17 protein-coding genes are annotated in these 17,122 nt (G+C 45.9%); 7 read left to right on the top strand and 10 right to left on the bottom strand.

Features of this window, described 5'->3' with window-relative positions; all coding sequences use genetic code 11:
* Positions 1–11 precede the first annotated feature (11 nt).
* Positions 12–2,030: a S9 family peptidase gene (locus ACO1PK_RS00460; protein ID WP_423186727.1), complete on the top strand. Its 2,019-nt coding sequence runs from the start codon at positions 12–14 to the stop codon at positions 2,028–2,030.
* 58 nt (positions 2,031–2,088) lie between these two features.
* Here ACO1PK_RS00460 and ACO1PK_RS00455 read toward each other — a convergent pair whose 3' ends face one another.
* Both ACO1PK_RS00455 and ACO1PK_RS00450 read right to left on the bottom strand, forming a co-directional pair.
* Positions 2,089–2,745, bottom strand: coding sequence for an ABC transporter substrate-binding protein (locus ACO1PK_RS00455; protein ID WP_423186726.1), 657 nt, complete (start codon positions 2,743–2,745; stop codon positions 2,089–2,091).
* Positions 2,746–2,992: 247 nt separating this feature from the next.
* Positions 2,993–3,538 (bottom strand): NADPH-dependent FMN reductase, encoded by a 546-nt coding sequence (locus tag ACO1PK_RS00450; protein WP_423186725.1) that lies wholly within the window; start codon positions 3,536–3,538, stop codon positions 2,993–2,995.
* Positions 3,539–3,771: 233 nt separating this feature from the next.
* On the opposite strand from ACO1PK_RS00450, the gene ACO1PK_RS00445 reads away from it, so the two are divergent.
* The 4 genes from ACO1PK_RS00445 to btuF are packed head-to-tail and all read left to right on the top strand — an operon-like array spanning position 3,772 to position 7,178.
* A complete protein-coding gene (locus ACO1PK_RS00445; protein ID WP_423186724.1) occupies positions 3,772–4,614 on the top strand; it encodes an ABC transporter ATP-binding protein in 843 nt (280 codons plus the stop codon).
* Positions 4,614–5,633 (top strand): FecCD family ABC transporter permease, encoded by a 1,020-nt coding sequence (locus tag ACO1PK_RS00440; RefSeq protein ID WP_423186723.1) that lies wholly within the window; start codon positions 4,614–4,616, stop codon positions 5,631–5,633. The genes ACO1PK_RS00445 and ACO1PK_RS00440 overlap by 1 nt, the downstream gene beginning before the upstream one ends.
* Positions 5,634–5,644: 11 nt before the next feature.
* Positions 5,645–6,250 carry a cob(I)yrinic acid a,c-diamide adenosyltransferase gene (gene cobO, locus ACO1PK_RS00435; protein ID WP_423186722.1) on the top strand — a complete coding sequence of 202 codons (606 nt, stop codon included), beginning with the start codon at positions 5,645–5,647 and terminating at the stop codon, positions 6,248–6,250.
* Positions 6,251–6,281: 31 nt separating this feature from the next.
* A complete protein-coding gene (btuF, locus tag ACO1PK_RS00430; protein ID WP_423186721.1) occupies positions 6,282–7,178 on the top strand; it encodes a vitamin B12 ABC transporter substrate-binding protein BtuF in 897 nt (298 codons plus the stop codon).
* Here the strand turns inward: btuF and ACO1PK_RS00425 are convergent.
* The 3 genes from ACO1PK_RS00425 to ACO1PK_RS00415 all read right to left on the bottom strand — a co-directional run bounded on the left by ACO1PK_RS00425 (position 7,175) and on the right by ACO1PK_RS00415 (position 9,937).
* Positions 7,175–7,492 (bottom strand): hypothetical protein, encoded by a 318-nt coding sequence (locus ACO1PK_RS00425; RefSeq protein ID WP_423186720.1) that lies wholly within the window; start codon positions 7,490–7,492, stop codon positions 7,175–7,177. The genes btuF and ACO1PK_RS00425 overlap by 4 nt on opposite strands.
* Before the next feature lie 90 nt (positions 7,493–7,582).
* Positions 7,583–8,623, bottom strand: coding sequence for a patatin-like phospholipase family protein (locus tag ACO1PK_RS00420; RefSeq protein ID WP_423186719.1), 1,041 nt, complete (start codon positions 8,621–8,623; stop codon positions 7,583–7,585).
* 33 nt (positions 8,624–8,656) lie between these two features.
* Positions 8,657–9,937 (bottom strand): anti-phage deoxyguanosine triphosphatase, encoded by a 1,281-nt coding sequence (locus tag ACO1PK_RS00415; protein WP_423186718.1) that lies wholly within the window; start codon positions 9,935–9,937, stop codon positions 8,657–8,659.
* Between the two features lie 153 nt (positions 9,938–10,090).
* Here ACO1PK_RS00415 and ACO1PK_RS00410 point away from each other — a divergent pair, with 153 nt between their 5' ends.
* Complete coding sequence (locus ACO1PK_RS00410) at positions 10,091–10,411, top strand: YebG family protein (protein WP_423186717.1); 321 nt, start codon at positions 10,091–10,093, stop codon at positions 10,409–10,411.
* Positions 10,412–10,540: 129 nt separating this feature from the next.
* Here ACO1PK_RS00410 and ACO1PK_RS00405 read toward each other — a convergent pair whose 3' ends face one another.
* Both ACO1PK_RS00405 and ACO1PK_RS00400 read right to left on the bottom strand, forming a co-directional pair.
* The gene (locus ACO1PK_RS00405; RefSeq protein ID WP_423186716.1) at positions 10,541–11,938 is read right to left on the bottom strand and encodes an alanine/glycine:cation symporter family protein; all 1,398 of its coding nucleotides are present in this window, start codon (positions 11,936–11,938) and stop codon (positions 10,541–10,543) included.
* A gap of 63 nt (positions 11,939–12,001) precedes the next feature.
* Positions 12,002–13,216: a pyridoxal phosphate-dependent aminotransferase gene (locus ACO1PK_RS00400; protein ID WP_423186715.1), complete on the bottom strand. Its 1,215-nt coding sequence runs from the start codon at positions 13,214–13,216 to the stop codon at positions 12,002–12,004.
* A gap of 216 nt (positions 13,217–13,432) precedes the next feature.
* Here ACO1PK_RS00400 and ACO1PK_RS00395 point away from each other — a divergent pair, with 216 nt between their 5' ends.
* Positions 13,433–14,302, top strand: a complete 870-nt coding sequence (locus ACO1PK_RS00395; RefSeq protein WP_423186714.1) for a glucosaminidase domain-containing protein — start codon at positions 13,433–13,435, stop codon at positions 14,300–14,302.
* 80 nt (positions 14,303–14,382) lie between these two features.
* On the opposite strand, the gene ttcA is transcribed toward ACO1PK_RS00395, so the two are convergent.
* From ttcA to fnr, 3 genes are all read right to left on the bottom strand, one after another.
* Positions 14,383–15,300, bottom strand: a complete 918-nt coding sequence (gene ttcA, locus ACO1PK_RS00390; RefSeq protein ID WP_423186713.1) for a tRNA 2-thiocytidine(32) synthetase TtcA — start codon at positions 15,298–15,300, stop codon at positions 14,383–14,385.
* A gap of 70 nt (positions 15,301–15,370) precedes the next feature.
* Positions 15,371–16,303, bottom strand: coding sequence for a universal stress protein UspE (gene uspE, locus ACO1PK_RS00385; protein WP_423186712.1), 933 nt, complete (start codon positions 16,301–16,303; stop codon positions 15,371–15,373).
* A 103-nt stretch (positions 16,304–16,406) separates the two neighbouring features.
* Positions 16,407–17,111, bottom strand: coding sequence for a fumarate/nitrate reduction transcriptional regulator Fnr (fnr, locus tag ACO1PK_RS00380; RefSeq protein ID WP_423186711.1), 705 nt, complete (start codon positions 17,109–17,111; stop codon positions 16,407–16,409).
* Positions 17,112–17,122: the final 11 nt, after the last annotated feature.

Raw genomic sequence — 17,122 nt, 5'->3', positions numbered from 1 at the left:
GAGGGAACCTGATGAAAAAACTCACCTTAGTTGCCGCTACCTTATTTAGTTGCGGTGTATTGGCCAAGGGACCGCTAACGGTCGAACATCTAAATCAACATAATAAAATTGGCAATGTCGCCTTATCCCCTGATGGTCGTGCGCTAGTATACAGTCAAACTAACGGCGGTTTTGCGCCTGCCGATACCTCGCACGATTTGTATTTAATGACCTTAGGTGACACGCGCAGCACCAAACGCTTAACGCAGCACAACAGCCGTGAACGCGCCGTGCAATGGCATCCAGATGGTCGCAGTATCTTCTTTATTGCTAATCGCAATGGCAGCGATCAAATTTGGCAGTTGCGTTTAGATGGCGGTGAAGCACAACCGGTTACTCAGCTGCCTTTACCGGTAAATGGCTTTAAATTGGCTGCCGATGGCAAAACCGTGGCGCTGTCGTTAACAGTAAAACCGGGTTGTCAAAGCTTACAATGTACGCTGGACGCGCAAGCCGCAGACGCAGCCAGAAAAGATACGGCCTTGGTGTATGATCAACTGATGGTCAGACATTGGGATCACTGGCTTGATCAATACCGTGAGCATCTGCATGTTGCTGTGCTGGCAGATAAACCGATTACGGATGCAAAAAACTTGATGGCAGATTGGAATACCAATATTGCCGGTATTGATCAAGTGGCCTTTACTCCAGATAACCAGCAGCTGGTATTTAGTGCCAAGATCCCTGGCGTTGACCAAGCATGGCATACTAACTTTGATATTTTTCAAGTGCCGCTGACGGGCGGTGAAAAAATCAATTTAACGGCAGACAATCCGGCTTGGGATGCTAAGCCAAAATTCTCGCAAGATGGTCGTTTTATGGCGTATCTCGCCATGAAAAAACCTGGCGCTGAAGCGGATCGCTTTGGCTTAATGGTATTAGACTTGGTCACGGGTGAGAAAAAAGAACTGGCAGCCAATTGGGATAGATCCATTTATGATTATCAATTTGGTTTAGACAACCGCACCATTTATGTCACGACGCAGGATGTAGGGCAATTTAGTATTTATGCCATCAATACCAGCTTTGGTGATGTGATAAAAGTCTATGGTGATGGCTATGCCGGAAGCTTACAGGTAGCCAGTGATAAATTAGTCTTTACTAACCATCGGTTAAATATGCCGATTGAAATCTTCCAAACTGGGCCAGATGGTTCGCAAGTCCAGCAACTCACCGATGTGAATGCGCAGTGGCGTGCTGCGGTGCAATTTGGTGATTTTGAGCAATTCAGTTTCGAAGGTGCTGAAGGGACGACCGTGTATGGTTACTTGGTCAAACCTTGGAATTTTGATGCCAATAAAAAATACCCAATGGCCTTTTTAGTGCATGGTGGCCCGCAAGGCAGTTTTGGCAATATGTTTAATGAGCGCTGGAATGCGCAAATGTATGCTGCTAAGGGTTATGCCGTGGTAATGGTCGACTTCCATGGCTCTACTGGCTATGGTCAAGCCTTTACCGATTCCATCAGCCGCGATTGGGGCGGTAAGCCTTTAATTGATTTGCAAAAAGGTTTTGAGTATATCGTGCAGGCGCAACCGTGGATTGATGGCAACCGTGCCTGTGCACTGGGTGCGTCTTACGGCGGCTATATGATGAACTGGATCGCCGGCAATTGGCCGACGGGTTTCAAGTGTCTGGTCAATCATGCCGGTTTATATGATATGCCAAGCTTCTATGGCAGTACGGAAGAGCTGTGGTTTCCGGAATTTGACCTAGGGGGTACGGCTTGGGATCCGAATGCCGATTACGCCAAGTTTAATCCCGCTGCACATGCCGATAAATGGCAAACGCCGATGTTAGTGATTCATGGTTTAAAAGATTACCGTGTGCCTTATGCGCAAGGCTTAGGGGCTTTTACTAACTTGCAACGCAAAGGGATTGAATCAAGACTGGTGATTTTCCCAGATGAAAATCACTGGATTTTAAAACCGGATAACCGCGTACGCTGGTATAACGAAGTGTTTCAATGGTTAGATAAATACACCAAATAATAGGGTATTCTCTTAAGCTAAAGCCTCGCATTGCGAGGCTTTATTCTGTTGTAAATGGTTAATATTCTGCAAAAGGCGCTTGACCCGGCTGCAGTTGGCGTCGAGGTGCTGTTACCCCATACTCTAAACGTAAACGCTGCGTAAAGCCTTCTTGCTCCAATTGCAAAAACATTTCCGCCAAGGGTTGTAACAACGCCTGATGGTTTCGATGCAGCAGATGGTAATCTGGTAAGCTCATTAAGTGATGTTCTGCAACAGCAAATTCCGCAGTGTTAGAGAGTCGATAAGCGGCAAAAATAACCGCATCTACTTTACCACTAAAAAATAACGTTTTAGTACTTTCGATAGTTCCTGAGCTAATGACTCTGCGGGAAGCCGGTAGCTGTTTTAGGATATGTTCGATAATTAATGAACCGCGCACAAAGGCTAAACTTTGCACAGTGTCAAGGGTGCATTTGGGGCATTGCTGTTGGTTTATATACAAATAAACTTCTGTATCAAACAAGATATAGGGCACAGTCAGCAGGTTGGGATAGTGCTCTGTGACTCTAAGTACTCTGGCGATTTCACCGTCTAATACGCCCTTATTCGATTCAACCAAGCTGCGTCCAAAGGGCACATCAATAAAGTCGGCTTTAATGCCTAGCCTAGTGTAAGCTTCATTAATCAAGGCTTGGCTGTATTGCGCGGCGGGTGAGTTTAAGGCCTGGCGCATCTGCAACTCCGTTGCGAATTGCGGCCTGGCAACTAAGGCACTGACTGGTAGTAAACAGAGCAAAATAAAAGAAAGCCATTTCATCAAAGAAAAATATCCATATTTACAAGCACAAGATCTAACTGACGTTAAGTTAATTTACGGCAGAATGTGTTATTAAAGCTCATTCTACAGAGTAACAGCCATCCACTGCAAATCAACTTAACGCGCTTACTAAGTCGCTTAGCGTTTTCGCCGAAGCGAGGGGTTAGTCGCGAAGTTTATGCCACCAGACGGTCAGTGCATTAAGTTGTTGTTTAATGTTGTCTTGGATCTTAGCATCTTTTAGGTTGCCATCATGATCAAAGGCGCCACTGAAAGCATTCGCAAAGACTTCCGGTTTATTTAATGGGTGTAAATCGAGGTAAACACAGACTTGTCTTAAATGGTATTGTGCCCGTGAACTGCCCATTCCTGCGGCGGATCCCATAATTGCTACCGGCTTACCGCGTAATAAATGATTATCCGCTTCTCGAGATGCCCAATCTAAAGCATTTTTTAGGGCCGGCGCGAGTGAGTAATTGTACTCAGGGCAACCTAACAACAGTGCATCGGCCTCTGCAAATTCTTGCAGTAATCTTAAAACAGCAGGGGGTTTTTCAGCTAAATCTGCATTATAAAAAGGCACATCTAACAAATCGGCTAAATGAATTTTCATACCTTTTGGGGCATTGGCTTGAGCATAACGTAACATCCCTCTGTTCGTTGATTTTGCCCTTAAACTGCCACTGATTGCTAAAACCTTCATCGTCATTATCTTGCTCCTCTGTGCTTTACTGCATTAAAGCTTAGCAGCTAAGTTGAAGATTGCTGTTAAAAAACTTGGTTCGCAATAAAGAGGCCGCGGTAATGCAGCGCTTGGTTTCGCGCTAAATACCTGCCTAAACGTAATTTAGTAGCCGTATAGCCTTGCTTGATGCTGAATAGGTTATTTGATTGAATATTTTGCTGTTACAATAATGACCTACAGGATTTCAGGGTACTGCTTTGTCGGTTGCAATGTATAGCTTAAAACAACTTTCCTTTCACTATCCAGCTGCGGCGAAGCACCGCAATAAAGCAATGGGTAGTAAGGTACTCAACTCGCTGACCTTAGACATTCAAGCCAGCGATCTCGTTGGTATCATTGGTCCTAATGGTGCAGGTAAAAGCTCGTTATTGCAGTTACTTAGTGGCAGTTTAGTCCCCAGCGCAGGTGAGCTTTATTTGGCAGGTCGAGCTATGCAGCGTCTGAACGGTCATGCTTTAGCCAAACGCGTGGCTACGGTCGCGCAAATGAGTATGCCGCCAATCGGCTTGACTTGTTTTCAAGTCGCTGCAATGGGGTTAATCCCCCATAAACAATGGTTTGAAACAGATAATGATGCGGATCGACATCAAGTCGCTATGGCGTTAGCGCAGGTTGGCTTAGCAGACAAGCAGCATGATGCGACGGCAAGGCTGTCTGGCGGCGAGCTACAACGCTTATTTATCGCTCGCGCTCTAGTGCAGCAAGCGGATATTCTGTTATTAGATGAACCCACTAATCATTTGGATGTGCAATACCAGCATCAGGTACTACGGCTGTTACAAGACTTGGGGAAAACTGTCGTTTGTTGCATGCACGATCTTAATTTAGCAGCCCGCTATTGCAATAAATTGCTGTTGTTAGATCAGGGCGAGCTTATCGCCTTTGGTACACCCGACGAGGTGTTGCAGCCAGTCTTGCTGCAACAGGTTTTTGGTTTACCCTGTGAAGTAACCGCTCATCCCCATTATGGCTGGTTACAGGTTACCTTTGTTAGTGCAGCTGATCTTGCTGCGCCAACCTGTAACGGAGGTTTGCGCTAATGCTAAACCAAGCCACTTGCAGCATTGTACAGCGCCAGCGCATGACCTTACTGCTGTTAATTGTGATACTTGTTGCTAGCGTCTTGCTTAGCTTACAAATTGGCAGTGTCCAACTCAGTATCGTTGACGTGTGGCAGGTGTTAAGCGGCCAAATACAGCCCGATAGCTTATCGCAAACGATTATTTGGCAAATTCGTTTACCTCGCTTGGTCACGGCGATGTTGGTGGGGGCTGGATTAGCGGTCGCGGGGGCGGTATTACAAAATGTCAGTCGTAATCCACTGGCTGATCCCTACTTATTTGGTTTAATGGCTGGTGCGGGTTTGGGCGCAACGATAGCCAGTATTTTATTACCTGAGCAGTTAATCAGTTTGGCCTTATCCGCATTTTTAGGGGCTTTACTGGCGGTGGCGCTGGTATTTTTAGCCTGTGCTGGTAATCGCTTACAAAAAATGGAAGTGACCTTGTTGGCTGGCGTAGCCGTATCTTTTATGCTGAGTGCCATTAGCAGTTTTATTTTGTACTTTGCTGAGCCCTTTGCTGCAAATCGGGTGATCTTCTGGTTAATGGGCAGCTTAAGTCGTGCCGACTGGCAAAGCGTGTTATTAATTGCCCCAGCGGTGGCGATATTGTTGCTGGTGGCGCTGGCGCTGCGTCGGCAGCTGGATGCTTTACTGTTATCTGATGAGAGCGCCCGTAGTTTAGGCGTTAATGTGCAGCGTTTACGGCTGGCCATGTTGTTGCTAACCGCATTGGTGACCGCCTGTATCGTCGCCCAGTGCGGTGGCATTGCCTTTGTCGGTTTAATGGTGCCGCATATGGTGCGCTATTTTCTCGGCGTAACGGCGGTTCCTTTGTTGTTAGGTTCGGCATTGTTTGGCGCGATCTTTATGATCTGGGTCGATAATCTGGCGCGTAGTTTGCTTGCAATGCAAGAAATTCCTCTAGGTGTCATCACCTCGGTGTTGGGCAGTGTGTTCTTTTTACTGATGTTGCGGCGACAGCTCCAACAAGGCTAATAGGTATCGAAATGGTAACGGAAGAGATTAAACAACAACGGCATCAAGCGAGGCAGCAGCGGTTAAAAGCGCAGGTGGATGCCGCCGTGGCGCGAGCCAGTATCGAAAAAGGCTTAATGCTGGTGATTACCGGTAACGGTAAAGGCAAGTCTACCGCAGGGTTTGGCACAGTGGCGCGCGCCGTGGGACATGGCTTAACCGCAGCCGTAGTACAGTTTATCAAAGGCAGTTGGGAGTGTGGTGAACGTAATTTACTGCAGCAACATGGTGTTGAATTCTCTGTGATGGCTACCGGCTTTACGTGGGATACCCAAGATAAAGCCGCCGATATCGCAGCGGCAGAGCTGGTTTGGCAAGATGCAGAACGGTTTTTGGCTGATGAGTCTATCGATATGGTGCTGTTAGATGAGCTGACCTATATGCTTAGTTATCATTATTTGCCGCTGGAACGCGTTGAACAAGCCTTATTAAACCGGCCGGCTAAGCAACATGTGGTGATTACAGGACGCGCGTGTCACCGCCGTATACTTGAACTGGCCGATACCGTCAGTGAAATTGCCGCGATAAAACATGCTTTTGATCACGGTGTTAAAGCGCAGCGTGGCTTAGATTGGTAATGTTCAGCACGATAAAATAAGGTTGCTAGGGATGGTTTCGTGGATACAACAGCGCGTTTATAGTCTGCAGCAAAAGTTAGAGGGTTGGTTGCAGCCACTCTGTGTGCTGTCAGTATTGGCAATCTTGTTATATGCCGCTGAGGTTATTTCGGCAGAGCAAGAGCCACCGCAGCGCGTAATTAGCTTAGCACCACATATTACGGAGCTTGTTTATGCCGTAGGAGCGGGTGATAAACTGGTGGCAGTGAGTGATTACAGCGATTATCCGCAGCAGGCGCAAGCCTTACCGCGGGTGAATAGTTTTGCTGCTTTAAATATCGAGGCCATTTTAGCCCTTAAACCGGATTTAGTATTGGCTTGGCGTAGCGGTAATCCGCCAGCAGATCTGGCTCGCTTAAGCCAATTTGGTATTCGCGTTGAGTTTTCTGATCCCATACTGCTAGACGATATTGCCAAAGAGCTGGCACAAATCGGGCAGTGGTTGGGGCACGCGGAGCAGGGACAGCAATTAGCGCAGCAGGTGCAACAAAGACTAACAGCATTACGACAACGCTATGCAGAGCAAACCCCGCTAAAGGTATTTTATGCCATGAGCATTGAGCCACTCAGTACGGTGGCGAATCAAGCCTGGCCAGCACAAATGCTGACAGGCTGTGGTGCTGAAAATATTTTTGCCGATGCCAAAACTGACTATCCGCAGCCGCAACTAGAGCAATTATTAGTACGCCAACCTGCAGTGATAGTGCGAGCGCTAAAAGACAGCCGCGCTCAAGATCAATTTTGGCAACGTTATCAGAGTATACCGGCGGTAACGCAGCAGGCTTTTATTACGCTAGAGCCCGATTGGGTTTATCGGGCTACACCGAGGATGCTAGATGCGATGCAACAGCTGTGTGAGCAGTTACACCGGTACAGGCAGGTAGATTAATCCTTGGCTTTTTCTTGTTGCTTGCCAAGCGTGCGACATTCTGTGAAGTAGCCATTGTGCTTGCAGACTTGTTTGGGTTTAGCCGCTTCAAGTGTGGCAAGTTCTTTCACTTTATTGATAACGGCGCCATCAATCGCCATACCCAATTCAGTAAAGGGGCTTGGCTCGCTTGGCTGAACCTGCCCAGTGCTTGGATGGTGAGCATTTTGCTGGTCATTACTGTGTTTACTGTCCATTAAGGCTCCCAGCACAGTACAACCACTTAAACTTAAGGTTGCCAGCATACTTACAAAAACTAATGAAAACTTCGACATAGGGTTCTCCGATAAAGAGATCTGATTCTGCGTGAGTAAACTTTAAATGTAAATGAATTTTTACTTTTAAAGGAGGTATCGTTAATTTATTTACAATAACGCTAGCTGATAGTTCCCTGTTGCAAAAGCTTCCGCTAACTCCTGTGAGCGTGCTAATACCTGCTGCCAATAACGAATACGTGTATGATCGTTAAGCTTAAAGTCTTTGCGATCAGGGATCTTGCCATAGGGTAAGCTGGCTACCCATTCATTTGAGGGGCAGAGTAATACTACATTATGCAGATGCGCTTGCTTGGCTCTACGCCAGCGTAAACTCTTGTCAAACCAGCCTGGGATTAGTTCAGGATAAAAATGCGGATAAAGCACTAAGCCATTGTCGATAAAAGGCTGGTCAAAATGGTAATCGGTGATCCCGCCATCGAAATAACGCCCAGGTTTGGCGCCGGCGATATCCGCTATCGGGTCCAGTACCATCGGAATAGCGCCACTGGCAATCACAGCGGCTTTGAGATTGTCTTTCGTGAGTAACACATGTTCGGTCGGTAAACTGGCACTGTGGTAAAACTGTTCAGTGGCGTCTGCCACATGAAAATGTACGCGCTGATAAAAATGTTTTAGCCAACGCCGACTAACTAAATTGGCGCTGGCGGTTAACATTAACCCTGTGCCTTGTAGCAAGGGGCTGGTACTTTTATTTAAACCGCGCGCCCGATCGACAATAATATTTAGCTTCATCACTGGGTTATTCAGCACCTGCAGCAGATGCTGCTCTGTGGGCAACACTTCATCAATAATGGCTTGCGAGATGCGCGAGATCAGCCGAATATCGGCGCCTTTGGGGTAACACACCTCGGAATAGGCTTTAGCAAAACGTGACGAAGCCGCCACGGCATCGGTTTGCGCATAACAGGCAAAACGCCACGCACCAGCCGAACTACCTAATAAATGTAATGGCTGTGTTCTATCTTTAAAAAATTCAGCCAATAAATATTGGTCTAAACCATATAAACAAAACCATTTCGGCCCACCACTGGCACCCACCAGCAATTTGATATCGTCTGCTCGCAGGCCATGTTGTTGAATATGCGCAAAGGCGGTACTACCGGCTAAAACACGTAAAGGCGACGCCACAGAAACTCCTTTTCATCGTTACATACAAAAAGTTTAATTACCAAATAAGGTTAAATACATGCGTTCAGCATAGTCATCGGTCATGCCCGAAATATAATCACAAATCACTCGCTGTTTTGCAGCAAGGTTAGCAGCCTGTTGCCAGCGCTGTTGGGTATTGACTGGTAGCAAACGCTCAGGATCAGAAGCAAACGCATCAAACAGTTTTAGCAGCATATTTTGGCTACGAAAACGCGATTGTTGAATACTTGGTTGTTGAATGACGCAGCGGTATACCAATTGCTTCAGCGTTTGCAAAATATGTTGTTCCTGCTCGGCCAAAGCGGCGTTATAACGGATTAACGGTGTTTGGCTATTAGGTAAACTTTCCACTAAGGTTACTGAGGTAATTAATTGATTAACCAGCGAACCAATCGCATCTTTACGCAGATGATGGGCTTTGGCAAATAAGTTGTTAGCCAGCTCGGTTAAACGCTGTTGTATTGCCTTGGGCAGCACGCGAAAAGGCTCTGCTGTAAAGCTATGCCATTGCTCCGCGCTAATATTGCCCAGCACAATAGCGTCTTCTAAATCGTGCACACCATAGGCAATATCGTCAGCCAACTCCATAATGGAGGCATCTAAGGACTTATGTAGCGATTTTTGCCAAGGTGAGGTTGCTAAGGTAACACATTGCTGAAACGCCTCCCGCTCATCTAGGTTCAGCGGCGCCAAAATCCAATCTAAAATCGCGCTATCGGCAGCAAACACCGCCTTGGCAGGATGCCATTGATTTAAACTTAATGGATTCTCTGCCAGCATCGGCGCGGATAAAGGGGGTTGTAAAACTGGATACTTTAACAAGCCGAGCAGGGTTCGACGCGTCAGATCCATGCCGTGTGATTCGGTATAGGGCTCTAGTTTCGCTACTATTCGCAGGGTTTGACCATTGCCTTCAAAGCCGCCATAAGCCAGCATTTTATAATTGAGCGCGGTTTCACCGCCATGACCAAAAGGCGGATGGCCTAGATCATGCCCTAAACAGAGCGCTTCCATTAAGCTATCATCGGGTAAGCTTGCGGCTAAGCCAGGGCTAACCTTTAAGCGCAGTTGGCTTAGCAAGCCGGTACCAATTTGCGCCGCTTCTAAAGAATGCGTTAAACGCGTGCGATAGAAATCATTTTGACCAATACCGAGAATTTGCGTTTTCGATTGCAAACGGCGAAAGGCCGCGGAGTGAAGCACTCTGGCGCGATCGCGTTGCCAAGGTGTTCTATGATCTAAAGGCCGATCGCCAGGCGCCGCCGAGCGGCGAGCAGACCACATGTCATCCATACTTTCTCCCGTCAAAACTAGCGATATTCAGCGACTTATACTAAAACACTATACTAAACCAGTTAGACAGAACAAGCGATACTTTGCATTGGCGCTAGACGAGGCGTAATTTATACTGTATAAATAAACAGTTTTCTAGCAGAGGGTATAAAAATGGCGGTAATTACCAAATATGTTGTAGAGCGCAATGGAGTAGAAAAAATGACCTTTACCTCTAAAGCTGAGGCAGATGCCTATGACAAGATGCTCGACATGGCGGATGCCTTGCAGCTTATCCTGCAAGAAAGCACCTTAGTCGACTCAGAGCAGCAAGCAGAAAGCCTTGCACTCTATCTCGCGCAGCAAAAAGAGGCATTATTGGTAGCGTTAGGGGTAAAAAAAGCGCCAGCTAAAGCCATGGTGCAAGCAGAGCCTACAGAGCAGGTTGAGCTAACAGCAGTCAAAAAATCGACCAAAGCCGAGCAGGCGGCTTAGGCATGGCCCGCGGTGTTTAGCAGATTTAAAAACAGGCTGCAGTCGCTTTGACCGCAGCTGTTTGTTTCTTATGTTTCTTATGAAGAGTTGGCTTGTCGCTTTGCAACTCGCATTACTAAAGCCGATGGCTCACAACTGTTTTTGACGAGCTGCCCAATAACGCTGTAAATCGGCTCTTACTTCCGGTAACAGTAAATACAAGGCCAAAATATTCGGTACTGCCATTAAGAAAATCATCGAGTCGATAAAATCAAATACCGCCATAATATTCGGTACGGCACCCATGGAGACCATACCGCAAAACAGCACCTTATAAAGCGTGGTCAAGGTTGGTCTATTGCCGACTAAATAGCGCCAGCCGGTCAAACCGTAATAAGACCAGCTTAAAACAGTAGAAAAGCCAAACAACAGCAAAGCGATCATTAACACGATTGGAAACCAGTCAATTACGGATGCAAAAGCGCCAGAGGTAATTTGCACTGCATCTAAGCCTTGCACTTGATAAGCGCCGGTCAGAATAATCACCAAGGCGGTAATTGTACAAATCAATACGGTGTCGATAAAGGGCTCTAGTAAGCCAACAAAGCCTTGTGATACCGGATCTTTGGTTTTCGCTGCCGCATGGGCAATCGGCGAGGAGCCAATGCCAGCCTCATTCGAATAAGCCGCACGACGAAACCCTTGGATCAATACGCCGATAAAGCCACCATAAGCCGCGTCGGGAGCAAATGCGCTTTTCACAATTAAGGCTAAGGCCGCTGGCACTTCTGTAATATGATAACCAATCACCACAAAGGCCGCCGTTAAGTAAATCGCACACATGGCAGGTACTAACTTACTGGTGACATTCGCAATGCTTTTAATACCGCCAATAATGACGGCACCAATTAACGCGGCATAGATCACCCCAAATAACCATGGATTATCAAAACCGGTCACACTTTGTACCTGCACAAAACCTTGGTTTACATGCACAAATCCCGCCGAGCCAAAAATCACCGCCACGGAGAAAAACATCGCTAACACTGTGCCTAGTGTGGGTAAGTGGTATTTATCTAAGGCGGCTTTAATGTAGTACATGGGGCCACCTGACACTGTTCCATCGGCATGCTGTTGCCGGTATTTAACCGCTAGGGTACATTCGACAAATTTGGTCGACATACCCAGTAAACCGGCTACGATCATCCAAAAGGTCGCACCTGGCCCACCTAAGCTAATTGCTACCGCGACCCCAGCAATATTGCCGGTACCGACAGTGCCAGAAAGGGCTGTAGTCAAGGCTTTATAAGGCGAGATCTCGCCACTGGCGTTAGTTTCAGGTTTAGCAAACAGGCGTTTGATGGCGTAACTAAAGCCTCGGATGTTTATAAACCCTAGATAGCAGGTGAAAATCAGCGCACCACTGATTAACCAAATCAACACTAAGGGAATATCGACACCCTGAACCTTTATGGCATAAAACACCATGGCGGCTAACTGCGTCGTAAAGGATTCAAACAAGGAGGCAAAAGAAAAATCTGCAGTCATTACACCTATCCAAACAGTAAGCCAGCGAGGGTGCGATCCGCGCTGGCAGAAGTGAAATTGCGTTTATTGGCTATAGCCAGGCAAAAATTGCGCGAGTTTAGTGATGGCTTGGGTTAATTGTTCTTTATGCGGTAAGGTCACAATACGGAAGTGATCAGGCTCAGGCCAGTTAAAGGCACGACCATGCACTAACAGCACCTTGTGTTGGCGTAAGAAATCTAACACGAATAATTCATCATCTTTGATTTTGTATTTTTTCAAATCAATTTTAGGAAACAGATACATCGCACCTTTTGGCCGCATGCAGCTAATGCCATCAATTTGCGTTACTAATTTATGTGCTAAATCCATTTGATCATACAAACGACCACCTGGTACCACCAGCTCATTAATACTTTGATAGCCACCTAGCGCTGTTTGCACGGCATGCTGACAGGGCACATTGGCACAAAGCCGCATTGAGGCCAAAATATTTAACCCCTCAATATAATGTTTAGCCAGATGCTTGGCTCCTGAGATAAACAGCCAGCCAATCCGAAAACCGGCGATCCGATAATTTTTCGATAAGCCACTAAATGTCAGCATGACCAAATCATCAGCTAAGGCGGCGGTACTGACATGCTCGGTACCATCAAATAACACCTTATCGTAGATCTCATCGCTCATCACCACCAGTTTGTGCTGGCGCGCGAGTTTTAACAGCTCCAATAAAAAGGCTTTATCATAAACTGCCCCTGTTGGATTATTCGGGTTAATCAGCACAATGGCGCGGGTTTTTTTACTGATTTTGGCTTTAATATCTTCTAACGCCGGCAACCAGCCTTGCTGCTCATCGCAAAGATAATGAACTGCTTTACCGCCAGCTAAATTGACCGCGGCTGTCCACAGTGGATAATCTGGCATTGGCACCAAGACTTCGTCGCCATTATTTAATAAGGCTTGCAGCGACATTAAAATCAGTTCAGATACGCCATTACCGATGTATACATCATCCGCATCGGCCCCTAAGATACCGCGTTGCTGATAGTACTGCGCCACCGCTACGCGTGCCGGATAAATACCTTGCGAGTCGGAATAACCTTGGGCAGTGGGTAGGTTATGAATAACGTGTTTTAAAATTTCATCGGGTGCTTCAAAGCCAAAGGGCGCAGGGTTACCAATATTTAGCTTGAGAATGCGGTGACCTTCTTCTTCCATTCGGCGCGCCTCTCGTGCCACAGGTCCACGAATGTCGTAACAAACCCCATCTAATTTTGTGGAACGCTCTATTGGTTTCATAATAGTACCCGCTAACCCTATCCATCCAGACTGCTAAAAGTGACAGGTAGTTTTTATCAGCCAGCAGAAATTTGCAATGATTTCAGCATGAAAAACCAAAAAAAACTGCCTAAAAACATTTAGGTCGAATCCATAGCGGTTAAAAGGTAGAATAAAACCATAAAATAAGGTCAATTTGGTGTTTTGCACACTCTAGAACGACAAGATAGGTGGTTGATGCCCGTAATTCGTAAGTTTTTTTTGCTCGCAGTTTGGTTGCTGGTTGGCTACGCCATACTGCATCCTTTTACTACGCTTGAACCACTTAAAGAGCCAGAATTGCTGGAAGAGTGGCAAAAGCCGACGCGATTGTCCGCAATGTCAGAAGTCGATCAGAATAAACTGTTACAGCGTTTAGCTTATCCTCGCCATGAGATCCCGAAGAAACCATTGCCAGATTTTAATGCTATTGTGGATGTTACCGAGAAAAAGAAAGCCTTTTTTGACTATTTACGACCTTATATCCGGCAGGAGAATCAACGCTTACTGCTGCTAAGGTCAGATTTACAAAAAATTATGGAAAAAAAGCAAAAAAATCTGCGTTTACAGCTAGAGGATTATGCTTTTTTGTATAGTTTATACGATGAGTTTCGGTTAGAGGTTACTGAAAGTGATCTTAATACACTTAATGAATTATTATTACGCGTTGATATCATTCCAGAGAGCTTAGTTTTGGTGCAAGCAGCTAATGAATCTGCTTGGGGCACCAGCCGTTTTGCGGTAGAAGGCTACAACTTTTTTGGTCAGTGGTGTTTTCGAGAAGGCTGTGGCATGGTACCGTTACAACGCGCTGAAGATCAGTTTCACGAAGTGGCGCGTTTTGATAGTCCGGCACAAGCTATTCGTAGCTATTTCTATAATTTAAATACCTTCCATACGTATGAACCATTGCGGCAAATTCGTGCGCAATTACGCGCAGAAAATAAGCCGATCAGCGCCGAGGCATTAGCCCAAGGTTTAATGGCTTATTCAGAGCGGGGCAGCGAATATATTGCTGAGATTACCAGCATGATTCGGTTTAATCGGCATTTATTAGAAGAAGGTTAGCGCTTACTATCCAAGCGTAGACAGCGTGACAACGGCTGATTTAGCCTTGTTGTCACACTTTTTGCACCCTGTTAGGCTAGCTAGGCTAACTGCACGGTTTGGGTGAGCAAAGGCTCATCGTCATCTTGCTCTAAGCCCACAGGTATTGTTGGTACCGCAACTTTATCAAACGCCGTATCGCCTTCTCCTACTAACGCAGCTTCTTTGCTAATAGCGACAAAATCAAATAAGTTTTTGTCGGCTAAGTGCGATGGCACGATGTTTTGCATGGCTTGGAACATGGTTTCAATACGTCCTGGAAAGCGTTTATCCCAGTCTTGCAGCATTTCTTTTACTACCTGACGCTGCAGGCCGTCTTGTGAACCACAGAGGTTGCAAGGAATGATGGGAAAGCCTTTGGCAACAGAATATTTCTCGATGTCTTTTTCCTTGCAGTAGGCAAGGGGGCGGATCACGATATGTTCACCATTATCGCTGATCAGTTTCGGCGGCATAGACTTCATTTTGCCGCCATAAAACATATTTAAAAACAACGTTTCCAACATGTCATCACGGTGATGCCCCAAGGCGATTTTGGTCGCGCCAAGCTCTTTTGCTGTGCGATACAAAATACCCCGACGTAGCCGCGAACAAAGCGAACAGGTGGTTTTACCTTCAGGGATTTTTTCTTTAACAATTGAGTAGGTATCTTCAGTCACAATCTTAAAATCTACGCCAATACCCCTTAAGTAATTTGGCAAGACTTCAGCAGGAAAGCCGGGTTGTTTCTGATCGAGATTCACCGCCACAATGCTAAAACTGATCGGTGCGGATTGTTGTAAATTAAGCAAAATATCCAGCAAAGTGTAAGAGTCTTTGCCGCCAGACAGGCAAACCATCACTTTATCACCGTCTTCAATCATGCCAAAGTCGGCGATAGCCTGACCAACACCTCTGCGCAGTCTTTTGTGCAGTTTGTTTAGATTATATTGCGCTTTTGCTTCAGCTGCGTGTGACATGTTCAACTACCCGATGGAAAAAAGGCCGATATTATATACTCAAATTACGGCCTTTTACCAAAGGAGTTGTTTAGCTTTTTTCCAGCGGACAAACAAAATTAGCCGGCTTTAACGCCAGTACATCACAATCGAGGCGATCAATCACATGCTCGGCAGTATTGCCAATGATTGCTGCAGAAAGTCCGGTACGGCCAATAGTGCCAATTAACACCATCTCGGCGTCTAATTCACGAGCCAGTTTTGGGATCACATCTTCCGGCATGCCTTCTAACACATGGCATTGCTCAGCAGCAATGTCGTAGCGTTTTGCTAAGCCAAAGATGGCATCTTTATGATGACGTTGCATGGTGCTGTTATATTCCTGTGGATTAAATTCAGGAATTTCGATAGCAATATTTACTGGCGTACCAGGGTAAGCGTTGACCAGGTGCACTTTGGCATTCAGTAATGCTGCCATCTGTTGCGCTTGCTCAATGATGCGTTGATTAAGCGATAAATGATGCTCTTTTTCACTCCCAGCGTTTACTGCAGCAATAATATTGCCTTGTTCCGGCCAGTCATGTTCTTTTACTAGTAATACCGGGCAGGGACATTTTCGCAGAATATGCCAGTCACTTGGCGTGAAAATCATCGATTTCAACACGTCATGATCATGCGTACCCTTAATCACTAAATCGTATTGATCTTCCAGCACCGCTTTGACCACCGCTTCAAAAGGCCTGTTGTGCCAAACGACTTTGATAGCAATGTCTAAGCCTTGCTCGCGAGCGGCAGAGAGGTAGTTAGCAATCCATAGTTCGCGATCTTTTATCACTGCGTGTTTCATGGATTCACGCTCGTCACCCGAGAGCATGGTCGTCATTTCGTAGGAGAATTCGTAAACTGACACAAAGGCGGTTAACTTACAGCCCTGACGACGAGCCAGTTCAAGCGCACGATCTAGCGCTTTTTGCTCATCGGCAGTAGGATCAAGTACAACTAATATATTATTAAATAAAGACATTTGACTGTTCCTTATCAGATTAACTCGCTACATAAATTTAGTGTAGTCAAGATAACCTGATATAGGAAAGCTCGGATTGTGTTAAATCAATAAAAAGCCGGTTTTAGCAGTAACCGGCAATATCACTTAAGGCTGAAGGTTCTAAAATAGTAATAAGTTTACCATCAACTTGAATGACATTATCTTTATGCATTTTACTTAATAAGCGGCTAATGGTTTCTACCGTGAGGCCAAGATAATTACCAATATCACTGCGAGTCATACTTAAGCGAAACGCCTTGGCTGAAAAACCTCTGCTGGCATAGCGCGAAGAGAGATGATTTAAAAAAGTTGCCAATTTTTGCTCTGCTGTTTTACGGTTAAGTAATAACAACATCTGCTGATCCGCCTGAATATCTTGGCTCATTAACCGCATCATCTGCTGGCGAAGTTTCGGTAATTGCCCCAACAATGACTCGAGGTTGTTATAGGGGATTTCACAAATCATACCGGTTTCTAGCGCTTCAGCATAACTGGCATGCAGCTCACTGCTGATGGCATCAAAGCCAATCACATCACCAGGTAAATGAAAGCCGGTGATTTGTTGTTCGCCTTGTTCGGTTAAGGTAAAGGTTTTAAAGGAGCCAGTGCGAATCGCATACAAAGATTTTAGCGGGGTACCACTTTCAAATAGTATGTCACCTTTATGTAATGGGCGTTTACGTTGAATAATATCATCAAGCTTTGACATTTCCTGATCAGTAAGTGAAAAAGGCAGGCAAAGTTGACTGAAACCACAATCCTGACAATTTATCGCTGAACGTTGCATGGGGTGATCCT

This window comes from Alishewanella sp. d11, from assembly GCF_049390205.1.
Classification (GTDB): domain Bacteria; phylum Pseudomonadota; class Gammaproteobacteria; order Enterobacterales; family Alteromonadaceae; genus Alishewanella.
This window is presented reverse-complemented; position numbering and strand designations above follow the sequence as displayed.

Coding starts and splice junctions, on each gene's coding strand:
- ACO1PK_RS00410 (WP_423186717.1), top strand. CDS start 10,091: ATGGCGGTAATTACCAAATATGTTGTAGAGCGCAATGGAGTAGAAAAA.
- btuF (WP_423186721.1), top strand. CDS start 6,282: ATGGTTTCGTGGATACAACAGCGCGTTTATAGTCTGCAGCAAAAGTTA.
- uspE (WP_423186712.1), bottom strand. CDS start 16,303: ATGTCTTTATTTAATAATATATTAGTTGTACTTGATCCTACTGCCGAT.
- cobO (WP_423186722.1), top strand. CDS start 5,645: ATGGTAACGGAAGAGATTAAACAACAACGGCATCAAGCGAGGCAGCAG.
- ACO1PK_RS00455 (WP_423186726.1), bottom strand. CDS start 2,745: ATGCGCCAGGCCTTAAACTCACCCGCCGCGCAATACAGCCAAGCCTTG.
- fnr (WP_423186711.1), bottom strand. CDS start 17,111: ATGCAACGTTCAGCGATAAATTGTCAGGATTGTGGTTTCAGTCAACTT.
- ttcA (WP_423186713.1), bottom strand. CDS start 15,300: ATGTCACACGCAGCTGAAGCAAAAGCGCAATATAATCTAAACAAACTG.
- ACO1PK_RS00415 (WP_423186718.1), bottom strand. CDS start 9,937: ATGGATGACATGTGGTCTGCTCGCCGCTCGGCGGCGCCTGGCGATCGG.
- ACO1PK_RS00440 (WP_423186723.1), top strand. CDS start 4,614: ATGCTAAACCAAGCCACTTGCAGCATTGTACAGCGCCAGCGCATGACC.
- ACO1PK_RS00400 (WP_423186715.1), bottom strand. CDS start 13,216: ATGAAACCAATAGAGCGTTCCACAAAATTAGATGGGGTTTGTTACGAC.
- ACO1PK_RS00395 (WP_423186714.1), top strand. CDS start 13,433: ATGCCCGTAATTCGTAAGTTTTTTTTGCTCGCAGTTTGGTTGCTGGTT.
- ACO1PK_RS00405 (WP_423186716.1), bottom strand. CDS start 11,938: ATGACTGCAGATTTTTCTTTTGCCTCCTTGTTTGAATCCTTTACGACG.
- ACO1PK_RS00425 (WP_423186720.1), bottom strand. CDS start 7,492: ATGTCGAAGTTTTCATTAGTTTTTGTAAGTATGCTGGCAACCTTAAGT.
- ACO1PK_RS00460 (WP_423186727.1), top strand. CDS start 12: ATGAAAAAACTCACCTTAGTTGCCGCTACCTTATTTAGTTGCGGTGTA.
- ACO1PK_RS00450 (WP_423186725.1), bottom strand. CDS start 3,538: ATGACGATGAAGGTTTTAGCAATCAGTGGCAGTTTAAGGGCAAAATCA.